Here is a 22,947-nt window from a genome sequence, read left to right as displayed (position 1 = left end):
CACATTACTTTATTAACTAATCCACCATTTACCATCTTTATGCTGCTGCAAATAACCAATCTCTTCGCTTAAACTTTCACCTTCAAAATTCTTAATCACAAGTTTATCGTAATAATTATATTTCGGAAATTCATCTCCCGTATCAATCTCTTCTTCAATCCATTGATTGATATATAACTTGTCTTCATCCATCATGACAACCGTTTCCTCGTCTTCCAGTTGCAATGCAAATGATTCAGGATAATAACAAACGAAATCTTCTTTCTGATTAACCACGTGAACGCCATTACCAATAATCTTTAGTTTATCTAAATCCATCACATTCATATCTAAAGTAGTAACCACATTAGTCTCCTGATCTGGATAATAACTGATTAAGTTAATTACATTAGAACCAAAATCAGCTTGAAGAAAATAAAATAACTCATCATGAAATACTACATTGCCATATGCAATATTTCTAGTAACCGGAAAAGGCTCAAACGTTTCACCTGAAACAAAATCGAAAAAACGTAAAGTCATCCCGATAAAATAACCTTCATTATTAAAAATTTCTTTAGCGTCATTTAAATCCAGCCACTCTCTAATCCCATAACCAAAGCGCGACTGACCATTAATATCCTCTATATAAGTACTATCGACAACAGGAAATCGTTTAGAGTTTATCAAACTACATTCCTCCATTCATGCAATGATTATTCAACATAATCATCAGGATTATATTCAATACCATTTGCTGCAGCTTCTCTTTTTCTAATTTCAATTTTTTCTGCTTCAGTAGCAACACTACATTTAAATATATTTCCTAATTTTACTATATCACAATCAATATATTGTAACTATTTGTAAATATCAAATCGGATTTAAATGTACTAAAATTTATCAACCTTAAACCTACCTTAATTCTCTCTCCCATCTATATACATTCATATAATCTGGTACTATCCTTTTATTAAGAAATGACTGATTTCAATGAAACAATTAACAGCTCACGGCATTACAATCAAATATCATGAATCGATTAATATCGTCCAGGATGAACGTCGCATTGCTATGTTGAGTAAGAATTTAGATGAAATTCAATGTATCATCGACTTCAACTACGATAACGGTGAGTTCAAGAATATCAATATTAAACCCCGTTTCAATATCGATATTACAATTGAAGATGGTATTTATATTTTCGATGTTAATTATGTCGAAGAATAATTTAGCGGGAGATTACCTATGAATAAAACATATGTACTTACCGCTAAAATCCTGCTGACAATTTACATTATTATTTCCTTCATTATTTTTATCCAAAATGATACAGATATTGTATACGTTATCGGCAATATAGCATTTGTCAATTTACTTATCTTAGTTATTAACTACATCGGGTCAAAGTGGTTTAAAGAATAAAATTACATAAAAATTAAATTAAATCTTCTTACCATTTGTTTCACTTCGACTTTAAACTTTCTCATATAACATGTAAAAATTTAACTTCAACTTTAAAGTTTTTGTTATGTATTTTGTTAATAATAGTAATAAATAAGATTAATATTGATTCTTAAAAAATTAATCCGGTACGTTAAAATGTACCGGATTATGTCTTACTTTTATATTCATTTTTATATTTCTTCTGCAGACATCTTCTTAAGTTTTTTTAGTAATGCTTTCTTCTTAGACATAGATATCCAGAATATCGTCTGACCGTCCTCATTCTCTGTAACTTCATATCGATTATATCCTGTAACTTGATATAATCTCTCTCTCGGCATATTCAGACGTTTGACTTCATGATCTAATAAACGGTTCATTTCCTCTTCGTCACTTATCGTCACAAAGAATGTCATTACAGTGCATAACACAAGTATTCCGTATGCGATACTCCACCAGATACTTTTATTCCCTATTGTATTAAGCATGATATAAATCATAGATAATATGAGTAAGATGATAAACTGACGTGGATTTCTTTTGATGTGTCTCAATTTTAATACACCTCATAAATATTTTCTTTGATTTAATAATAACCTAAAATCAATAAAATGGAAATTATTTGTTAAATTCTTCAACTTTAAAAAAATCATACTTTTATATCTTGTTATACAAATCTTCCGTAATAGAACATATACTTCTGATTAATAAAAATCTATATGGGTATATTTACAATGTAATAAATTATTGAGGAGGTTTTACTAATGGAATTAAAAGATTTCGGACCTAATCCTTTCGTTACGAACATTGAGGAAGCTACAAAAGAAAACACAAACTATCGTACTGCTTACTGGACTGGCGAGCACTTACAAGTGACTTTAATGAGTATCGAAGTTGGAGAAGATATCGGTTTAGAGGTACATCCTGATACTGATCAATTCCTACGTATCGAAGACGGTGAAGGTCTTGTACAAATGGGAGATAATAAAGAGCAATTAGATTTCGAACAAAATGCTTCTGCTGACTACGCTATCTTAGTTCCAGCTGGTAAATGGCATAATGTAACGAATACTGGTGATAAGCCACTGAAAGTTTATTCTATTTATGCACCATCTCATCATCCACATGGTACTGTTCATAAAACTCGCGCGGATGGTATGGCAGACGAGTAAAATGTTTTAATATATATGAACCCCCTAAAGTTGAATTGACTTTAGGGGGTATAATAATGTCTAGTTTATTAGTTATCAGATAAATACAATCTCAGGTTCAGGGTGCGATAGGAAGTTGATATGACTGATGTCATAGCTATATGCACCTGCATTATGAAAGACAACCCAGTCTCCTGTAGTAATCGTTTCAACTTCATAGGGTAACCCGAAGATGTCGTTTGGTGTGCATAATTTTCCTGCATAATATGCTTGTTGATTTTGTATCGTTTTCTTACGTTGCTGATTACTTTGTGAATGATAGATGCTATGCGCATGGTGGTGATTCCATGCTTTCGGAAATCTAAAGTGATTTGTGCCACCGTTTAGTAATATGAAATGTTTGTCATGCATCGTTTTAATGTCATAAACATTTGCTGCATAATATCCTATAGGTCCTACAACATAGCGTCCTAGCTCAAATGTCATGCGTGGCATTTGATTAACCGCTTCGCTGAACGCCTCAAAATTAAACTGCTCCTTCTTCTGATAATCAATGCCAATTCCTCCACCAACATTGATAGTATTTATTTCTTCTATCGCAGTATGTCTGTAATTGAATGCTTGTTCAATAAATGTTATATGCTTATCTGCCTGCAGGTTATTACTCATAGCATGAAAATGTAAGCCGTCGAATTCAATATTTGGTGTGTTTCTTATGATGTGCATCGCTTCTTCGATATCTTCTTCGGGTAATCCAAATTGTGTTGCACCTGACATCTTTAATGTTGCATCCGCATTTACTGCAGCCAAATTTATACGTAGACATACTTTAACTTTTTGATTATATTGCGTCGTGAGCTTGCTTAATGCATCGAGTTCAAATAAACTTTCCACCTGAATCGATGCGACGTTTCTAGTTATCGCAAATTCCAGATCTTCATATGTCTTCACAGGTCCACCGTATATCATTTTCGCTTCTCCAGATATTTGTCTTACTTTTTCTATTTCTCCTCTTGATGCCACTTCAAATCCTTGAACGAAGGGTAATAAGGTATTGATAATTCTATGGTGACTATTAGCTTTCACAGCATAATATACATCATGATTTAGTGCTGATGTAATATACTTGATGCGTGCTGCTAATGCATTTAAATCATATATATAATAGTCCGTTGCCGGATTACTTAATATCTGGTATATATGTTCCATCTTTCTTATCCTCCCACTTCATATATAGACAAACTAACGTCATAAATATTAGTCCGATTAACATTGTAAGGTACATTAATTCTGCACCATAGGTTGTATAGATATAAGTCATCATCATCCCACCTAGCGGTATAAATCCTCTATCCATCATAGTAATTGACAGTACACTTCCTTTATATTCATCCTGCGTATATTGCTGCACTAACACACGGTGCGTCGTTCGGAATCCTTGTGATCCAAACCCCATGATAAAAATTGCTATTAGAAATATATAAGTATTTTGAGACATCATCAGTGCTATAGAAACCGTGAAAAGTACTGCCCAAAATATTAATGACTGAATGGATGACTGACTGTTATGATTCATAAATATCAGTAGTACTGTTACCGAGCCAAGCGCAAGTATCGCTGTATACAGTGCATAAACAATCGCCCCTTGATGCAACGTATGTTTAACAATGATTGGCAATACGATCGTAAATGAAAATCCAAAGAACATCGATATAATACTCGTTAGCATAATATGAATGATTACTTTGTTATTGTTTAAATATTGCATTATTTTATATTTGTTGCGTTGTTTTAACTGGCTTTCCGGTAGTTGTTTATTAAGTATTAGGACGCATAGACTACTTATTACTGGTATTAATAGAAGTAGTTCAACATCAAAATATACTAAAAGCATACCACCGATAAATGGCCCGATAATTCTTGTAACATTGATCAGTAGTGCATTCATACTGATGATTTGTTTTAACTTATCGCTGGTTGTAAAGCCGGGCAATACTTTATTGCGCTGAATGTTATCAATGGATTGAATATATGCACGTAATGCAATAATGCTATAGATTGATAAAATATGTTGTTCGTAAAAGCTGATGCATAGAAAGATGGTAAGCACTATATTTAATATATGTACGCTGTACATCAATTGCTTTGTACGCATTAAATCAACAATCTTCCCGGTAACTAAAGCAAATAATAATTGCGGTAATAGCCTCATCATGTTCAATATCGCCAGTGCCATCGGTTGATGTGTGACATGTAATATCGCCCAGTTCAGCACGATAATATCTATCCAGTCACTTGTCCTTTGAATCAATTGTCCCGCAAGGAATCTTTGTAACGGTTTATTATTGTTTAACAAAAGATGCATACAGCGGATTTTCCTTTTCAATGTATATATCTTTATTTGAAGTTGATAAACGCATTGTCATCAATGCTTTTTGTTTAAGATAAGGTGATTTGAAGCGTTCACAATCCTGCTCGAACCATGTAATATCCTCTTCAAATGTTGCAAATATTTTATCAATCGCACTAGCTACGATTGCCCAAAGATGAGTGCTTGATAATTGATAGTCTTCCGAAAAATGGGCAATGAGTGTTTCCAGATGATTGGCCAGTAATGTATTCAGTAATTTCTCATGCATCTCTACAGTTGAAGCATGTGTTAGTCCTTGCTTTAATTGAAGTTTTCCATGTGTGCGTGAGACATCGATACGTAACCCACCGAAGTCTCTATAGTAAATATGGGTTGGAATACCTGAACAAAAAGCTATGGATATATTCTGCATATGCGCTTCCAGGCCTATACCGTATTTTGTCATTAAAGGGACTGCAGTATCGATTAATAGCGTTGCATACTTTTCAAACCATTTATCTTGTGACATTTGAGAGTGAGCAATAAGTTGCTGATAAATTTTCTGCCCAGTTTCATCTCTTTCACATAAGCATGTCGCTGTATAAACTTTATCGAACTGTTTAAATTTTTGAGTACTGTTCTCTCTTAATATGAATGATAAGTTACGCTGTTTTCTTTCGTCATCATGCGGGTAAGTCATACCACCGTATTCCATAATCGGTGTGCTTACCTTCTTCAAGTCAATATCATTGTTATATACACCTTCTATATAATCACTTATCTTTTTACTGTTAATGACACTATTATTACTGATTGAACGTACTGTTGATGTCATTTGTGCGTGAACTGGTAGCTTAATGATGGGATAATTACTATCAAGCGGGCATACTGTACGGAACGAAGATGTACTTTTCACAACGCCACCTTTATAGTCGAGCATAACAATATCTCCTGTTGCAATTTCTTCCTGGTAAACGTCATTTAATACATGCTGATATTGAAATGGATGCACAGGTATTAATGTATACTTTTCATCGATAGGTTTGTCATATCCACTGAATGCCTTTAACTGATTTATATAGATTGTTTCTAAATTATTAAATAGCAATGTCTTTTTAACGAGTATCCAGTTCAGTTCAAAGACCTGATTATATTCAGGTGCATAACGCATCACTTCTTCAAACGACATTCCAAGCTTTGTTTTAGCACAAGGATGAATGTTATGGCCTGTAACCACCCACTGCTCTCCAGTCAGTAATGGATGATGACTTTTCTCAACTTGTGCGCAATGAATAAAACTTAGCGCCTGGTTGATGAGATGATTTTCTATTTCCTTGATAAAGTCGTTATAGTTATATTCAGATTGAGCCCCACACCATTCCAGAAAATTTAGAGGATCTGTCATTACTTCATCACCAATTGTAATTTGACACGTTGCTTTATCATAGCTCACGACTGTTTCGTTGGTGTAAAGTAAAATTTCATTTGAAGTGTCTTTCACTTTTGTAAAAGGAGAGATACATTCCTGGACAATTGCATTGATTATTTTTTTCATGGAAAGCCTACGAGCTTGATGAATATATTTCGTTATTATACTTAAAGATATATTGTCACTATGATTTTGCACTACTTTTTCCCACATTGAAATACCTCGCTAAATAAAGGATTGTTGATACTAGAATATCGATAGTCATAACTATCACCATAAAGTCTCATTTTAAGTAAAGACTTTACCTTTAATACCGGTGCTTTGAGTACATTTACTTTCGGCTTAAAATTATTATTGATGGATTCAATCTCCTTATAAATCACTTGGTATAACGCACGTTTATCAGATATTTGAAGCGTTTCTATCATTTGAAACAGGTGATTATATAGTACTGCATGCGTAAACACAGCATGTAATGCTTCAAATGATTCTGTATATAAACCTGTACTACAATCGATATCTATCTCTTTATTGGATAGTCTGACACCACCAAAGTCACGAATATATATTGCAACCGGCATCCCGTCTTCCAGCACGACAGAACTATTTTGCATATGTGCTTCTAAACTAATATGGTGCTCTAACATCAAGCGATAAGTTGCTTCAATCAATAGCTTGGCGTATTTAGTAAAGAATAATTTTATTGCTTCTTCCTGTGAAATTTGCTGTTTATCAGATATTAAGTCGATCGCTTCATGAATCATTGGTTGATCTGTAATAAAACTTTTAGTAATTAAACTTGCACATACTAAGACGTCCTGATTTTCACGTCTTTGGATAGTCTCTCTTATCATGCAGCTTATTTTGTTATTGTGTTCTGCACTACGTAGAGACATACCTGCTTTATCTTGTTGAATAAAGCAACCATCATATTCCTTATAAATTTCACTTACATATTTGCTGAGTGTGATACCGTTTTGTATTGAAGCTTGCGATACATTTCGCACAGCACTAGTCGCCTGTGCATTGACCGCAGTTTTAATCACGCAGTTAAACTCAGGTACGTATAATGTTCTAAATGACAGTAACGGATGAGCCTCGACCGCCAGTTGATATATCGGTATACACACGCCATTGATTAATAAATCACTATTGTGTTGTTTAATATAATGGTTCAGCTGCCATTCATGAACAAAAACAAAAGCAGGATGATTTATCTCGAGCTTGCTCGCTATATCTCTAAGTTGCTCAGTATAATTTTCAGGTAGTACATATTCTCCAATAGTCTCAACATTCGATGCCTCGCAAATGAGTGGTATGATCTTCACACTATTTCTAAACTCCGGAGCATAGCAGATGACTTCATCTGTTGATAAGCCAAGTTTTGTCTTAGTCATCGGATGAAAAGGATGTCCTAACGTTACAGATTGTTCATAGATAGTGTCATTAACATCATAAAAATGAGCAAATTCAAATATATTTTTATATTTACTTAGATAGTTTTGTTTATCTAAATCATATTGGATGAGACTTAACGTCAAGTTTTGAATAGATTGATCAATTTCTTCCTGAATTACATCAAAGTTTTGAGTCTCGATTGTTTCTACTTGAATACACTGACTCACTCGTTCATTTATCTCTTTATGAGCTAAGTGATAATACTTTATCAACTCATCTTTACTTAAACCATCAAAATAACGTAATGCAGATGTTTCAAGCGTTTGTGGCATAGAATTCATAATATAACTCCTTTTAAAAATAAAAAATCCGGTACAATGTAAGAAAAATAAATCATCATTTTCTTGTCATTGCCCGGATTCCCCTAAAATATATTACATCTGTTTAAACCTCTTACTAAATAACAAATACATAAAAAACGGTGCACCAATTAATGCGGTAAACACACCAGCCGATATTTCTACCGGTAAAAAGATCGTTCTGCCTATCAAATCGCTAAATAATACAATCAATCCACCTATACATCCGCTAGTAAACAGTAATTGTATAAATGAATAGTGTTTCATTTTCTTCGCAATATGCGGAGCGATTAATCCAACGAACTGAATACCCCCTATAAAGCTGACACTCACTGCACTCAAAATACTCACACACAATAGCGTTATAATTGTCATAGTTTGATAACTTAGTCCTAAACCATGTGACATATTAAACCCTAGCTGATGAATATCCAGATGCTTCGTATAATATGCCATGACCAAAATAATGAGTATGATGATTATCGTAATCACCATCACCTGATAATATTCAGCAAGATGTACTGATCCTGTAATCCATATTTGTGCCTGTGCACTACGTTTGTTCGATGACATAATCAGAAACATAATTATGCCTTGCAGGAAAATATTCATACATATCCCAAGCAGGATTAATCGTTCCTTCAAGAAAGTTCTACGTAATGCAAAGTGATATAACATGAGTGTTACTACCATCGCACCAATCATTGAAGCAACGCTTTGAAACGCTATAGGAAATAGCAGCTGTTCTGTTTGACTAGTTAGCACTATAAGAAAAAACAAACTACCGACGACTGCACCTTGTGATATCCCAATCACATCAGGTGATGCAAGCTCGTTCTTTGTAATGCGCTGCAGCAGGCAGCCTGCAATACCGAGTGCAGCACCTGCTGTAACCGCAAGTAACACTCTTGGCAGACGCAAGGTAAAAATGATTAACTGCGTATAATCATCACTAATTCCAGCAAAACTTTTGATGATTTCAACCGGATTAATCCATCCATCACCAAACATAAGCGCGGTCATCATACCTAGTAGCAATAAAATTAAATTCACTACATATTTCATGACAAATGCTCCTTACGTTTAAGAATCAGATAGAAGAATATCGGTGAGCCAATCAACGCTGTCGCTATCCCTACCGGCACTTCCTGTGGGAACAATAAATAACGGCTTAATATATCACTCACTACTAATAAGATTGCTCCAACTATCCCCGCTGAAGGAATAATTATCAAATGGTTATGGCTTGTTATCACCATCTTTGTAATATGCGGGGTAATAAGTCCGATAAAAGCAATCGGCCCTGCAATAGCAACTGATGCTCCGCTAAATAGTGCAACACTAATCATTGCAAGCAATTTAATCACGATAATATTACCACCAACTGCTTTCAGTGCATTATCATCTAATGCATAAGCATTTAGATTCTTTATATTAAAAGTTGTGATGAATATGGCAAACAGTATCAGTGGCCATAAATATGTAAGCATCGATAGCTTCTTATTGCTGACTGAGCCACTAAGCCAGTAGATAACCTGTTCAATTGCTGATTCATTGTATATAAGCATGCCTTGCGTAACAGCCATACAGAATGCACTGATACTCGCTCCAAAAAGTGTGAGTTCCATGATTGATAATGATCTAACAGGTAACGTCGTCGCCAAAACAATTAATGCTGCAACAAATAGTGCACCAATGAACGCTATAACACTTAATTGAAATGTCCCATTGATATTAAATATGATGATAGCCGTTACTACGAATAAACTTGCACCACTATTAACCCCCATAATACCTGGACTCGCAAATGGATTACGTGTTACTGTCTGAATCAGTACACCACTCATTCCTAGCATCAATCCAATCAGTGCTGCAAGGATGGTTCGAGGTAATCTCAAATCTACCAAGATGTTCTGACCTTCGATTCTTTGATGATGAAATAAACTCTGAAACACATCTGCAATGCTAAACACTCTATAACCCAACATTAGACTGCATAACATACTGATGATAAGCAGTATTGAAAGTAAACACAGCTTTAAGTAATTACTTTGCACTTATTTTTTCCTTTAAGTCATCGAGCATCATATGTGCAGACAGTACACCACCTGAAGTATTCCAGATAGAATCATCTACTTTTATAGCGTGATTTTTCTGTGACGCTTTTAATCTTTTAAATGCCGGATCATTCACCCATTCTTTTTCAACTGCTGTTATATCTTCTTTCGGTGTATTAAATGTAAAGTAGAATAGATAATCTCCGTCCATTGCACTGATTCTTTCTTTTGTTAAGCCTTTCTCTGCAAAGTCATCTTTATCCTGACCTTTCGGACGCTTTAATCCAACTTCATCTAATATTACGCCAGAGAAAGTATCTTTATGATAAATACGCACGTCGCCTGGCATGAAACGTACCATTGAAATTTCTGAGTTAATTTTATTCCCTATTGCGTCACGTGTTTTATCAACATGCGTTGTATAATCTGCTAATACTGCTTTACCTTTATCTTCTTTGTTAACAGCTTGAGCATATAATTTAAAGTTTTCTTTCCAGTCACCGCGTAACTCTTCAGAGAATACCGTCGGTGCAATCGCTGATAATTTCTTATATTGCGCTTCTTGTCTGAATTTATTACCGATAATTAAATCAGGTTTCAGTTTTGCAATACGTTCGATATTAATTTCACTTTCATTTCCTACAGGCTCAATACCTTTATATTTATCTTTTAGGTGATTATACCAAGGATCACCTGCATAAGAATTTGCTGCTCCAACCGGTTTAACGCCTAATGCAACGAGTGCTTCAGTCCCTTCATTTGTCAGTACGATAACACGTTTTGGGTGTTTCGGAACTTTAGTCGTTCCCATAGCATGTTTTACTTCAATCATATCTTTAGGTGATGCCTCTTTATTGTCTGACTGTTTACCGCATGCTGTAACAAACAGCACTAAACTTAAGATGATAAAACATATTTTTTTCATTTCGAATTGTCTCCTTTAATTGATAATCGTTATCATTGATAACCGTTATCAATTGTAGATTTATTTTTTTAGCTTGTCAATTATTTTTTTGTTTTTCCATACAAGTTAAAAAATAAAAAAGACCGGATCGTCAAATGACAATCCAGTCCAATTCTAATAACTCTATTTATTTTATCCTAAAATTACATCATCCCTGGCATGCCACCCATACCCATATCAGGCATAGCTGGTTGTTGTTCAGGTAATTCTGCAACGACCGCTTCAGTCGTTAAGAACATTGCGGCAACTGACGCTGCGTTTTGTAATGCTGAACGTGTAACTTTCGTAGGATCCACGATACCTGCTTCAATCATATTTACCCACTCATCTGTTGCTGCATTGTATCCAACACCAGTATCAGCATGTTTAATCTTCTCAACAATCACTGATCCTTCAAGACCTGCATTAATTGCGATTTGACGGATTGGTGCTTCTAATGCTTTTAAGACGATCTTAACACCTGTTGCCACGTCACCTGTTGCTTCAACTGCTGCAACTTTATTGTAGATTGATACTAATGCAGTACCACCACCTGCAACAATACCTTCTTCAACTGCTGCACGTGTTGAGTTTAATGCATCTTCAATACGTAATTTACGTTCTTTTAATTCTGTTTCAGTTGCAGCACCAACTTTAATCACTGCAACACCGCCTGCTAATTTCGCTAAGCGTTCTTGTAATTTTTCTTTATCAAATTCAGAAGTTGTCTCTTCGATTTGAGCTTTTAATTGACCAACACGTGCGTCGATATTTGATGCATCTCCGCGACCTTCAACGATAGTTGTATCGTCTTTAGTAACGTGAACTTTTGCTGCATTACCTAACATATCAACTGTTGCATCTTTTAAATCTAATCCTAAGTCGTCAGTAATCACTTGACCACCTGTAAGGATTGCTAAATCTTCTAACATTGCTTTACGACGGTCACCAAATCCTGGCGCTTTTACTGCAACCGCTGTAAATGTACCACGTAAACGGTTTAAAACGATGTTTGTTAAAGCATCGCCATCAACGTCTTCAGCGACAATTAAGATTGGACGTGATGTTTGAACGATTTGCTCTAATAACGGTAAGATGTCCTGGAATGATGAAATCTTCTTATCTGTAATTAAGATGTATGGATTCTCTAAATCTGCAATCATCTTATCAGAATCAGTAACCATGTAAGGTGACGCATAACCACGGTCAAACTGCATACCTTCAACGACTTCTAATTCAGTTTTGAATCCTTTAGATTCTTCGATAGTGATAACGCCGTCGTTACCAACTTTCTCCATTGCTTCACTAATGAATTGACCGATTTCTTCGTCAGCAGCTGAAATTGCCCCAACTTGTGCGATTTCTTCTTTACTGCTCACTGGTTTTGAAATTGCAGCTAATTCTTCTAAAGCAACAGCAACTGCTTTATCAATACCTTGACGAATGCCTACAGGATTAGCACCACTTGTTACGTTTTTAAGCCCTTCCTGAATCATTGCCTGTGCAAGTACTGTTGCAGTTGTCGTACCGTCACCTGCGATTTCATTTGTTTTATTCGCAACTTCAGCGACAAGCTTTGCACCCATGTTTTCATATGGATCTTCTAATTCAATTTCTTTTGCGATTGTCACACCATCATTTGTAATTAAAGGTGCAACGAACTTCTTATCTAATACAACATTACGTCCTTTAGGTCCTAAAGTAACTTTAACAGCATCAGCTAATTTATCAACACCTGCAAGCATAGAACGTCTTGCATCTTCAGAAAACTTAATTTCTTTAACCATTATTTATTCCTCCAATAATTAAAATTTATATAAAAGATTCGTTATTATTTACTATTCAATAATTGCAATAATGTCTTCTTCTTTTAAGACAATATACTTTTCGTCTCCTGCTTTTACTTCAGTGCCGCCAAATGGTTCATACACTACGCGATCACCTACAGCAACCTGAATATCAATTCTTTCTCCATTCTCAAGGATACGGCCTGTGCCAACTGCAATGACTGTACCTTCGTTAGACTTTTCTTTTGCAGAATCTGTTAAGACGATTCCACTTGCAGTAGTTTGTTCTCTTTCAGTTTTTTCGATTACAACACGATTTCCGTATGGTTTTAACACGATAATTTCCTCCTTGAAAAATAAATACTTGTTTTTTAGCACTCTATACCTTTAAGTGCTAACATAATTTTATAATAATCAAAGAAGGTCAAGATTGCAAATATTTTATTTTAACTTTTAGATTATTTTTTTAAGGAGCAGATTAAGTTTTTATTTGATGATTTTTTAATGTACAATGATAAAAGTATTGAAATGAGAAGGAGAATTTATTATTAATGAAACGTATTTGGGTTAATGTACTAACAGTGTTTATCTATATCGCTTCTCAAGTGAGCGTATTAATTCCTCAAAAATATTTTATAAGACACGGTCATTCTTTAGCTGAGGCGATTAAACTATCAATTCCTTATTATGTATTATCGTTTGTCATCGCTTCTATTATCGTTATACTGATCAACCTTAAGATTAAGAATAAAACTCAACTTGAACGTTCTCATAAGAGCGATACCTTAACAACCGTAGCCTATATTATCGGCGGGTTCTTTCTGTCATTATTTGCTCAGATGATTTTCGGTATGATTAATACATATATACTGAAACAACCTACAATCAGTCAGAACACAGAAAATGTAATGGGGATGGCAATGGATGCTCCTATATTTATTATTTTGATTGCGATTGTTGGGCCAATCTTAGAAGAGTTTGTCTTTAGAAAAGTTATCTTTGGTGAATTATATGAAGCTATTAAAGGTGCTCGCTGGATATCATTCACGATCTCAGTATTAATCAGTGGATTCATCTTTTCATGTGCACATATGGATTTCGATCATACCTTGATTTACATGGGTATGTCATTAGTATTTAGCGCACTATACGTGTGGTCTAATCGAATTATTGTTCCGATTGCTGCACATATGTCGATGAATGCTTTTGTAGTGATCATAAACATCGTATTCAAAGACAAAGTACAGGAAGCACAGGAACAACTAAAAGCAACAACACATATCATTGTGCCTGTCGTAAAATCATATTTTAATATTTAAAAAAACTCCGAGTGCTGTAGTAATTTACAACATTCGGAGTTTTTATTAGAAAATGAAATTACATTTGGTTAGCATGTCTTAACGCAAGTTCGACAGCCTCAAATGGCGTCTCACAGTTGGCTCAAATGGCGTCTCACAGTTGGCTCAAACGGCGTCTCACTTGCAGACATTCAACAAACTTCAGTAATCCATTCGAAATCAAAAACCGATTTCTTTGGATTGCTTCCAGTTTGGATGAGTCATAGCGCTTTGATGACAGCCTCTTACCATAATTTCTTTACACCCCACAGGCGTTCTTCACATGCTGTAATGATTGTCTTTAATGCTTTAATACGAGCAGCACGTTTATTATTAGCAGGTATAATGACCCACGGTGCGTCTTCTGTAGAAGTTTCGTCAATCATATCTTTACTTGCCTCCAGATATAGATCCCACTTCTCACGGTTACGCCAGTCTTCATCAGTTATCTTCCATTGCTTCTCAGGTGTCACTTGTCGTTCTTCAAATCGCTTCAACTGTTCATCTTTATCCAGCACTAGGAAGAACTTAATCACTATCGCACCTTCTATCGTTAGAGCACGTTCAAATTGATTAATCTCTTGATATGCACGTTGCCATTCGTCTGTAGAAGCAAACCCTTCCACACGTTCAACAAGTACTCTTCCATACCAGCTTCTATCAAAGATTTCAATATGTCCTGAACGTGGAACATCTGTTGCAAAGCGCCATAGGTAATGATAGCTTAATTCTGTTTCCGTCGGTGCACTAATGGCACTAACTTCATATCCAGTTGGATCTAAACTTTCACGTACGCGTTTAATATTACCACCCTTACCTGCTGCATCCATTCCTTCATAGACAAGCATCATCGGTATCTTCTTCTCATATAATGCGTATTGCAATTCACGTATACGATTTTGTAATTTCGGTAGTAGTTCTTTATACTCAGTTTTCGACATATCATCTGATGTATCATCAAACATGTCTGTCTTGAATGCTTCTGTAAACTGGCCGTCTGTTTTTTTCTTTTCTTTATTTTTCTCTTTATCCTTCAATGCTTTTTCTAAGCGTTTAATGATTGTTTCATACATTTCATTTGTCGCTTTACCACGTTCTGTATAATCGATATGCGTCCACGGTGAGATTTCTTCTGTCGCTTTCATCAGATCAATCATACCGTCCTGATATTCTTTAACCGGAATCCCTGTTTCATATTCTTGTGCTTTCCAGCGCGTTAAAGGATTTTTCTTTGTCTGCTGAATATGTTCAAGACGCTTCTGTTCATTGACTGATAAATAGAATTTTATGATGATATAGCCGTCATTTTGTAACATCGTCTCAAATCCTACAATTTCCTGCGTCAGTAGTTCGTAATCTTTAATGATATCTTTCTTATATTCGTGCACTTCAAAATCCAGTTTCTGTGCATACCAGCTTCTGAAGAATAATGTCACGCCACCTTTATTCGGTATATTCTTCCAATATGGATACAAAAACGGATAGCGCAATAATTCAGCGTCCGGTCGTTGTGTCGCATAAAAGTTCGTGTATTTTGCATCTAATGTCAGTAATAGTTCATTCGATAGTCTTGATTTACCTGATGCCGGTATACCTTCAAAAACAAACATGACCGGAATTCCTGCTTCATGGGTCTTTCTTACGAGTTCAGCTGTTTTCAGTGCTAATGCTTCATCAATCTTTGTCATGTTCATCCCCCTCATTTTTCACTTAATTATACCATTTCACCTAAAATAAATATATTCCTTCTCACGGTTATATAGAGTATTATAAGAATAGTAAGAAAAATTAGACAATAGAATGCAAAGGAGAATACAATGGCTACTTTCAAAGACTATGAATATATCAGACCGGATTTAAATGAAGCAAAAGAAAAATTCAAAGCGCTGTATGTTGCCTTTGACCAGGCAGATTCAGCAGCGACACAGATGAAAGTTATTGATGACATCAATGCGCTACGTAATAAGATTGATTCAATGTTCAACCTGGCATACATTCGTGCTTCTATCAATACAAAAGATGAATTTTATGAACAGGAACGTGATTTCTTTGATGAGAACAATGGAGAGATTGTCTACTTTGAATCTTTATATTTCAATGCATTGAATAGAAGCGCGTTTAAAGAGGAATTAAAAGAAGTATACGGTGAGCAATTATTTGATCTTGCTGAGTTATACGTTAAACAGTTTGACGAGTCAATTAAAGATTTATTAAATCAAGAGAATAAAATTGCCTCTGAATATTCTAAACTCGTTGCCTCTGCTGAAATTGAGTTTCAAGGTGATACCTATACATTTGCTCAAATGGGTAAATTTCTTGAATCAAGTAATCGAGAAGAACGTAAAAATGCAACACTTGCTGTACAAAATTATCGTGCAAATCTATTAAATCAATATGATGATATCTATGACCGATTAGTGAAGGTACGTCATGAAATTGCTGTTAAACTTGGCTTTGATAACTTTATCGAATTAGGTTATGTCCGTATGCGTCGCGTCGATTATACACCTCACATGGTCGAAAATTATCGTGAGCAGATTGCAAAGTATGTTGTACCTCTTGCGCAAAAACTATACATAGCACAACAAGAACGTATTGGTGTAGATAGCTTAAAAGTTTATGATGAACCGATTTTATTTACTAGCGGCAATGAATCACCAAAAGATGACGCACGCACAATCCTTGAAAATGGTCGTAAAATGTATCGTGAACTAAGTCCTGAAACAGATGAATTCTATCAGTTTATGATGGAACGCGATTTATTTGATGTTGAAGCAAAAAAAGGAAAACAAGCAGGAGGATACTGTACTTATATCGATGATTATAAATCACCGTTTATCTTCTCTAACTTTAATGGGACAGACCATGATATTACAGTACTGACTCATGAAGCTGGGCATGCTTTCCAAGTGTATCGTTCACGTGATCAAAAGGTTCCAGATTATTTGTGGCCAACGCACGAATCTTGTGAAATTCATTCGATGAGTATGGAATTCTTTACATATCAATGGATGGATTTATTCTTTAAAAATGCAGATAAATTCAAATATAAACATATCGTTGATGCTATTCAGTTCTTACCGTACGGCGTTGCTGTAGATGAATTTCAACATATTGTGTACAGCAAGCCTGATATGACACCAAAAGAACGACGCAATGCATGGCAGTCATTAGAAGAAAAGTATCTACCACATAAAGATTATGACGGTATTGCCCCACTTGTCGATGGCGCATTATGGCACAGACAAGGTCATATCTTTGAGTCACCATTCTATTATATCGATTATACATTAGCACAAGTGTGTGCTTTCCAGTTCTTTAAACGTTCAACTGAAGACTTTGCAGCTGCATGGAAAGATTATCTGCATATTTGTAATATTGGTGGATCATTACCATTCAACAAGATTGTCGAAACAGCACATCTATCTTCACCTTTTAAAGATGGTACCTTAAAAGAAGTTATGACATTTTTAGAAGACTACTTAAATAAAATTGATACAACACAGTTTTAGGAGATAAAATTTATAGATTTACAAAAATAGAACCCAACAATCAAGAAAATGATTGTTGGGTTCTAAATTTATAAAATACTGTTTAATTTTTACGAATTAAAATTGAACCAGCAAATATTAATGCTGCCATATAACCTAGCAATGAAGTGACTTCACCTGTGTCAGGTAAAGATTCTAATGATGCACTTTCTTCATCCTTTTGTTGTTTTGACTGTGCGTGCTTACCAGACGTCTTTTTCTTCTCCGGCTTATCTAATTGTAGATCAGTGTCCTTAGATTGTTCTTCCTTTTCAGTAGCTTCAGCAATCGTCGGTTTATGGTCTCCAAACTTTTCGATCTTAGCTGTTACTAAGCCTTCAACATGTTTATCAAGTTCTGTATAGTATTTCTCACCCTTACCCGGACAGAAATTGTCGGGTTTACGTGTGGGCTTAACTTGATTATCTGTTTCATCCTCATGAGGAACTGTCGGCTCTACTATGACCGGCTTGTTCGGTTGCGCAGGTTCAGTCGGTAAAGATGGTGTTGATGGCACAGATGGCGTAACAGGCTTCACAGGAGGCTTAATAGGTGTCTTTGGTAATTCAGTTGTCACAGGATTAGTCGATGGTGCTGGTGTTGTTGGTTGTGTCTGAACAGGTACCTCTTTTGCAGGTTCTTTGACCGGTCTTTCTTCAGACTTTATATTGTTATGTGATTGATTAGTCGATTTTGGAATCTCTATTTTATTTTCTTCTGATTTTTTCTCTGTTGTAGGTGCCTCAGTCGTTTTCTCTTCAACTGAAGGTCTTTCTGTAGATTTATCTTTCGTAGTATTATTCATTTCAGTTGATACAATCTCTACTGTACTTGCTGGTTTAACGGGTGTTACACTTGCTTCACTTGAGTTAATGTCTAATGCAGATAGACTTAAAGACAGTGCAGCCGTCGTCAAAGCAATCGTATTAAGCTTTTTTATACGCATTATACATTCCTCCAAATTTCCAATTAATTTCATTATAAAGCACAAAAATTATAATTGCTATCTCACGGGCACAATGTTACATACATTTAACATTGTATATATAAATGCAATAATTTTATAAAAGTTGATATAATAAAATTAATTGATGGCATATTACATTGCTTTATGATATATTTTTTATATTAAGTATATATAGTATATTAAGGAGTTTTTCTATGGAAACTAAATATTTTTCAAACGATACACATGTCGGTGCAGTTCATTTAAATGTTAATTTTATGGATAATAGTATTAAGTTCTACAACGAGATTTTAGGATTAAACGTACTTGAAAAAAGTGATGATTATGCAGTTCTTGGTACTATTCACCGTCCTTTAATTTATCTTTATCAAACAAATAAACGCCGTGTACAGTCGGCAGGATTATTTCATTTTGCGTTACTTGTACCGTCACGCGCTGCATTGGGTAATATTTTCTTTCATTTAATTAAGACAGAGTATCCGTTAGCCGGAGCAAGTAACCATGACGTATCAGAAGCCATCTACTTACAAGATCCTGAAGGTAATGGTATTGAAATCTATCGCGATATTCCTTCTGAAGAGTGGGAATACGAAGAGAACGGAAACATCGTAATGGGTACAACTGAAATGGATTATCCTGGGGTACTCGCGGCAAATAACAATCAACCTTTTAAAGGCTTAGACCCTGAAACGATTATGGGGCACATGCATTTATCTGTTATCGATCTAGAACGTTCTGTTACTTTCTATGAAGACTTCTTCGGAATGGATACAATGACCACTTACGGACCAAGTGCTGCTTTCTTATCTGCCGGAGGATATCATCACCACCTCGGTCTGAATATCTGGAACAGACAGACAGCACAACCTGAACTAGATGCTCCCGGGTTACGCCGCTTTGATATTAATATGCCAAATGATGAAGACGTTGAATATTTTAAAAAGTTAATGCAGGAAAAAGGATTAGAAATGTATAAAGACGGGAATTCAGAATATATGAAAGATCCAAATGGTATTGGCATCCGCTTAATGATTCGAAATAAATAATTTAACTGCAAAGGGGCAATTAAAATGAGTTTATTTAAAAAAGATTTAGCACAAAACTTTGAAGAAGCAATTGAAAACAGACGTTCAATTTATCATATTGAACCTAAATCACCTATCTCAGATGATGAAATCGAAAAAATTATCGGAGATATCGTTAAACACGTACCTTCTGCATTCAACTCTCAAAGTACACGTATCGTTTTATTATTAAATGACGAGCATAAAAAGTTCTGGGATCTGACAAAAGAATGTTTAAAAGAAAAGATGGGACCAGATCGTGACTTTAGTGCGACTGAACAAAAAATTAATAGTTTTAAAGCAGGTTATGGTACTGTTTTATACTATGTTGATACAAAAGTTACAGAAGGACTTCAGGAAAAATTCGCATCGTATGCTGATAACTTCCCGGTATGGGCACACCATTCAAGTGCGATGCATCAATTTGCGATTTGGACAGCTTTTGCAAATAAAGGATTAGGTGCATCTTTACAACATTATAATGGCGTTATTGATGACAAAGTAGTCACAGAATTTGATATTCCTGCTACTTGGGAACTTGTCGCTCAAATGCCATTCGGTACAATCGGCTCAGAAGCAGGCCCTAAAGAATTCCAGCCTGTTGAAAATCGCTTTATCGTAAAAAAATAACTATAAAAAACCATTGAATGTATGACATTCAATGGTTCAGACTGAAGACAAAGTCTCCTTCGGAGATGAAGTTTTCAGTCTTTTTTTATACAATAATATTAACAATGATTTGGGGTGATTATTTTGTTGAGTAAATCAGAAGATAAAAGAAATCAATTAGAGGTTGTTGCAATTTCAGATTTAGTTCCACAAGACCATTTACTAAGAAAAGTAGATAAAGTATTGGATTTGAATTTTATTTATCCTCTAGTCGAAGATAAATATTGTCTTGATAATGGTCGTCCAAGTATAGACCCTGTGATTTTAGTAAAAATAATATTAATACAAAAATTATTCGGAATAAAATCAATGAGACAAACAATAAAAGAAATCGAAACAAATGTTGCTTATCGTTGGTATCTTGGATACAGTTTTCAGGATAAGATTCCTCATTTCACTACCTTCGGTAAGAATTATATTAGAAGGTTCAGTGATAATACACTTTTTGAAGAAATATTTGAACACATTCTACAGTTGGCGATGCAACATAAATTGATTGATACCTCAGCTTTATTTATTGATTCTACTCATATAAAAGCAAATGCTAATAAACATAGATTTAGAAAAGTTGTAGTAAAAAAATCAGTCGCTCATTATAAGGATGAATTAGATAAAGAAATAAACGAGGTTCGTAAATCTGAAGGAAAAAAGGAGTTCACCCCAACTCATAAGACAGAAGAAAAAGAAAAGAAAGAAAGTCTCACAGATCCTGACGCTGGTTACTATGTTAAAGGTGAACGTGAGAAACAGTTTGCTTATAGTTTACATGCTTGTGTTGATAAAAATGGATTTTTTGTAGATCACCACGTAACACCAGCTAATATTCATGATAGTACTCAATTGGCACCTATGATTTCTAGAATGAAAGATAAAGGAATTAAACCTAAAACCTTGGCTGTAGATGCTGGATATAAAACACCTTTTAATGCTTACTTTTTATTTAAAGAGTCAATCACTCCTTACATGCCATATACTAGACCAAGAGGTCCAAAGGACCGTTTCAGAAAAAATGATTTTGTTTATGATGAATATTACAATGAATATATTTGTCCTGCAAATCACCCCCTTAAATACACACGTACTGATCGTGAAGGATTTAAATTGTATCATTCTAACCCAAATGTATGTAAAGAATGTCCATTTCTAAATAAATGTACAGAAAATAAACAATATAAAAAGCAAATTCAAAGACATATTTGGCAAGAATACTTAGAAGATGTTGAAGAAATAAGACATACAGAAGAAGGAAGAATGGGATATAAATTAAGGTCTCAAACTATTGAAAGAAGATTTGGTGACGCTAAAGAACAGCATGGTATGAGATGGACAAAGTTTAGAGGATTGAAAAAAGTGTCCATGGAAACCACGCTTATTTGTGCATGCATGAATTTAAAAAAGTTAGCCAATTGGGTTATCAAAGATACTCAATTGGCTTAGCATTATAGTCAATAATTTAAATTTCGAAGAAATTTCTTCGAATAAATGAGAATATAGCCTTTAAAAAAAGACAAACTCATGTAATGAAAATGAGTTTGTCTTCAATCTGAACCATTGAATGTATGACATTCAATGGTTTTATTCATTTTATGACTATTATTTATTTTGACTGTGATGCGCATTTTCAATATTCGTCAAACTCTTAATGACCTGTTCACTTTGAATCGAACAAATTCTTAAGAACAGGGCATCAATGATAGCAAGTTGAACGATGCGAACGGTCATCGTTCCAATGTTTGTATCCTGCTCTTCTCTTGTCATGGTCAGTGCTATATTGGACATACGTAATGCGACTGATGGTACTTTCTGAGTCACAGTGATAATCGTCACGTTCTGCTTTTTTGCAAATTTCATGACTTCTATCATTTCTTTACTTTTTCCATTAGACGTAATCACAAATAACACGTCACACGCTTCAAAATTGGCCAGAATTGAAAGTGCAGTATAAGAATCATTTGTCTGAAAAACTTGTTTATCGATCTGGGCGAGTTTTAATTTGAAGTCTTCTCCTACTACATTTGAAATACCCTGCCCAAATATCATCATACGACCAGCATTCACAATCGCATGAGCCGCTTCATCAATTAAGTTTGGTGATAGAATCTTCTCCGTATTGTATAATGCCTGAATTGAATTGTTAAATACTTTTTCTTTTAATTCTTCGACTGAGTCTGAGAATTCAATCTTAGAAGGTTTTTTCTCTGTTTCAATTGTATGAAGTTCTCTTGCCAGTTCTACCTTAACCACTTTAATACCTGAGAGTCCTAGGCGCTTACTGAATCGTACGATAGCAGCTTCACTTGTACCTGCCAGCTTCGCTATTTCTTTTATCGGCAAGTTCACTACTTTTACAGGTTGATCGATCATCAAATCTGCAATACGCTTTTCCACTGGCGTGAAAGTTTCATACATTTGCGTAATCTGGCCTAAAACGGAATACATGCTAATAACCTCCATATTTTTCATTAAAAATAAAATAATATT

22 protein-coding genes are annotated in these 22,947 nt (G+C 34.9%); 8 read left to right on the top strand and 14 right to left on the bottom strand.

Translation table 11 applies throughout. From position 1 onward, the window contains the following. Positions 1 to 12: 12 nt before the first annotated feature. Entirely contained in the window at positions 13 to 669 is a 657-nt protein-coding gene (locus ACMGE6_RS06675) for a hypothetical protein (protein WP_414053219.1), read from the bottom strand. 303 nt (positions 670 to 972) lie between these two features. Here ACMGE6_RS06675 and ACMGE6_RS06670 point away from each other — a divergent pair, with 303 nt between their 5' ends. After that, the gene (locus tag ACMGE6_RS06670; protein WP_414053218.1) at positions 973 to 1,209 is read left to right on the top strand and encodes a hypothetical protein; all 237 of its coding nucleotides are present in this window, start codon (positions 973 to 975) and stop codon (positions 1,207 to 1,209) included. An 18-nt stretch (positions 1,210 to 1,227) separates the two neighbouring features. Further along, a complete protein-coding gene (locus ACMGE6_RS06665) occupies positions 1,228 to 1,404 on the top strand; it encodes a hypothetical protein (RefSeq protein WP_414053217.1) in 177 nt (58 codons plus the stop codon). A 212-nt stretch (positions 1,405 to 1,616) separates the two neighbouring features. Here ACMGE6_RS06665 and ACMGE6_RS06660 read toward each other — a convergent pair whose 3' ends face one another. Continuing rightward, positions 1,617 to 1,979, bottom strand: coding sequence for a hypothetical protein (locus ACMGE6_RS06660; RefSeq protein ID WP_414053216.1), 363 nt, complete (start codon positions 1,977 to 1,979; stop codon positions 1,617 to 1,619). A gap of 210 nt (positions 1,980 to 2,189) precedes the next feature. Between ACMGE6_RS06660 and ACMGE6_RS06655 the strand changes: the two genes are divergently transcribed. Then, the gene (locus tag ACMGE6_RS06655; RefSeq protein ID WP_414045737.1) at positions 2,190 to 2,597 is read left to right on the top strand and encodes a cupin domain-containing protein; all 408 of its coding nucleotides are present in this window, start codon (positions 2,190 to 2,192) and stop codon (positions 2,595 to 2,597) included. Positions 2,598 to 2,672: 75 nt separating this feature from the next. On the opposite strand, the gene ACMGE6_RS06650 is transcribed toward ACMGE6_RS06655, so the two are convergent. The 9 genes from ACMGE6_RS06650 to groES form a co-directional block, all read right to left on the bottom strand. Then, a complete protein-coding gene (locus ACMGE6_RS06650; RefSeq protein ID WP_414053215.1) occupies positions 2,673 to 3,785 on the bottom strand; it encodes an alanine racemase in 1,113 nt (370 codons plus the stop codon). Continuing rightward, positions 3,757 to 4,941, bottom strand: a complete 1,185-nt coding sequence (locus ACMGE6_RS06645) for an MFS transporter (RefSeq protein ID WP_414053214.1) — start codon at positions 4,939 to 4,941, stop codon at positions 3,757 to 3,759. Before ACMGE6_RS06645 ends, ACMGE6_RS06650 begins: the two co-directional genes overlap by 29 nt. Then, a complete protein-coding gene (locus ACMGE6_RS06640; protein WP_414053213.1) occupies positions 4,919 to 6,481 on the bottom strand; it encodes an IucA/IucC family protein in 1,563 nt (520 codons plus the stop codon). Before ACMGE6_RS06640 ends, ACMGE6_RS06645 begins: the two co-directional genes overlap by 23 nt. Before the next feature lie 71 nt (positions 6,482 to 6,552). Next, positions 6,553 to 8,094, bottom strand: a complete 1,542-nt coding sequence (locus ACMGE6_RS06635; protein ID WP_414053212.1) for an IucA/IucC family protein — start codon at positions 8,092 to 8,094, stop codon at positions 6,553 to 6,555. Positions 8,095 to 8,187: 93 nt separating this feature from the next. After that, positions 8,188 to 9,177 (bottom strand): FecCD family ABC transporter permease, encoded by a 990-nt coding sequence (locus ACMGE6_RS06630; protein ID WP_414053211.1) that lies wholly within the window; start codon positions 9,175 to 9,177, stop codon positions 8,188 to 8,190. Further along, positions 9,174 to 10,169 (bottom strand): FecCD family ABC transporter permease, encoded by a 996-nt coding sequence (locus ACMGE6_RS06625; protein ID WP_414053210.1) that lies wholly within the window; start codon positions 10,167 to 10,169, stop codon positions 9,174 to 9,176. The genes ACMGE6_RS06630 and ACMGE6_RS06625 overlap by 4 nt, the downstream gene beginning before the upstream one ends. After that, the gene (locus tag ACMGE6_RS06620) at positions 10,159 to 11,094 is read right to left on the bottom strand and encodes an ABC transporter substrate-binding protein (protein WP_414053209.1); all 936 of its coding nucleotides are present in this window, start codon (positions 11,092 to 11,094) and stop codon (positions 10,159 to 10,161) included. Before ACMGE6_RS06620 ends, ACMGE6_RS06625 begins: the two co-directional genes overlap by 11 nt. Before the next feature lie 182 nt (positions 11,095 to 11,276). After that, positions 11,277 to 12,899 (bottom strand): chaperonin GroEL, encoded by a 1,623-nt coding sequence (gene groL, locus ACMGE6_RS06615; protein ID WP_414045729.1) that lies wholly within the window; start codon positions 12,897 to 12,899, stop codon positions 11,277 to 11,279. Positions 12,900 to 12,950: 51 nt separating this feature from the next. After that, a complete protein-coding gene (groES, locus tag ACMGE6_RS06610) occupies positions 12,951 to 13,235 on the bottom strand; it encodes a co-chaperone GroES (RefSeq protein ID WP_414045728.1) in 285 nt (94 codons plus the stop codon). A gap of 215 nt (positions 13,236 to 13,450) precedes the next feature. Between groES and mroQ the strand changes: the two genes are divergently transcribed. Next, positions 13,451 to 14,218 carry an intramembrane glutamic endopeptidase MroQ gene (gene mroQ / locus ACMGE6_RS06605; RefSeq protein ID WP_414053208.1) on the top strand — a complete coding sequence of 256 codons (768 nt, stop codon included), beginning with the start codon at positions 13,451 to 13,453 and terminating at the stop codon, positions 14,216 to 14,218. 263 nt (positions 14,219 to 14,481) lie between these two features. On the opposite strand, the gene ACMGE6_RS06600 is transcribed toward mroQ, so the two are convergent. Continuing rightward, positions 14,482 to 15,924: a phosphate--AMP phosphotransferase gene (locus tag ACMGE6_RS06600; RefSeq protein WP_414053207.1), complete on the bottom strand. Its 1,443-nt coding sequence runs from the start codon at positions 15,922 to 15,924 to the stop codon at positions 14,482 to 14,484. 129 nt (positions 15,925 to 16,053) lie between these two features. On the opposite strand from ACMGE6_RS06600, the gene ACMGE6_RS06595 reads away from it, so the two are divergent. Then, the gene (locus ACMGE6_RS06595) at positions 16,054 to 17,748 is read left to right on the top strand and encodes a M3 family oligoendopeptidase (RefSeq protein ID WP_414053206.1); all 1,695 of its coding nucleotides are present in this window, start codon (positions 16,054 to 16,056) and stop codon (positions 17,746 to 17,748) included. Between the two features lie 82 nt (positions 17,749 to 17,830). Here the strand turns inward: ACMGE6_RS06595 and ACMGE6_RS06590 are convergent, their stop codons facing one another. Then, a complete protein-coding gene (locus tag ACMGE6_RS06590; RefSeq protein WP_414053205.1) occupies positions 17,831 to 18,712 on the bottom strand; it encodes a hypothetical protein in 882 nt (293 codons plus the stop codon). Positions 18,713 to 18,927: 215 nt separating this feature from the next. Between ACMGE6_RS06590 and ACMGE6_RS06585 the strand changes: the two genes are divergently transcribed. From ACMGE6_RS06585 to ACMGE6_RS06575, 3 genes are all read left to right on the top strand, one after another. Beyond that, positions 18,928 to 19,779, top strand: coding sequence for a VOC family protein (locus ACMGE6_RS06585; protein ID WP_414053204.1), 852 nt, complete (start codon positions 18,928 to 18,930; stop codon positions 19,777 to 19,779). Positions 19,780 to 19,803: 24 nt separating this feature from the next. After that, the gene (locus tag ACMGE6_RS06580) at positions 19,804 to 20,427 is read left to right on the top strand and encodes a nitroreductase family protein (RefSeq protein WP_414047187.1); all 624 of its coding nucleotides are present in this window, start codon (positions 19,804 to 19,806) and stop codon (positions 20,425 to 20,427) included. 120 nt (positions 20,428 to 20,547) lie between these two features. Beyond that, positions 20,548 to 21,903: an IS1182 family transposase gene (locus ACMGE6_RS06575; RefSeq protein WP_414054829.1), complete on the top strand. Its 1,356-nt coding sequence runs from the start codon at positions 20,548 to 20,550 to the stop codon at positions 21,901 to 21,903. 156 nt (positions 21,904 to 22,059) lie between these two features. Here ACMGE6_RS06575 and ACMGE6_RS06570 read toward each other — a convergent pair whose 3' ends face one another. Further along, entirely contained in the window at positions 22,060 to 22,905 is an 846-nt protein-coding gene (locus ACMGE6_RS06570) for a MurR/RpiR family transcriptional regulator (RefSeq protein WP_414053203.1), read from the bottom strand. Between the last annotated feature and the right edge of the window lie 42 nt (positions 22,906 to 22,947).

It is taken from the genome of Macrococcus equi (assembly GCF_047426745.1).
GTDB classification, from domain to species: Bacteria; Bacillota; Bacilli; order Staphylococcales; family Staphylococcaceae; genus Macrococcoides; species Macrococcoides equi.
Note: the sequence above shows the minus strand (reverse complement) of the source record. Positions and strands in the feature narration are given on the sequence as shown.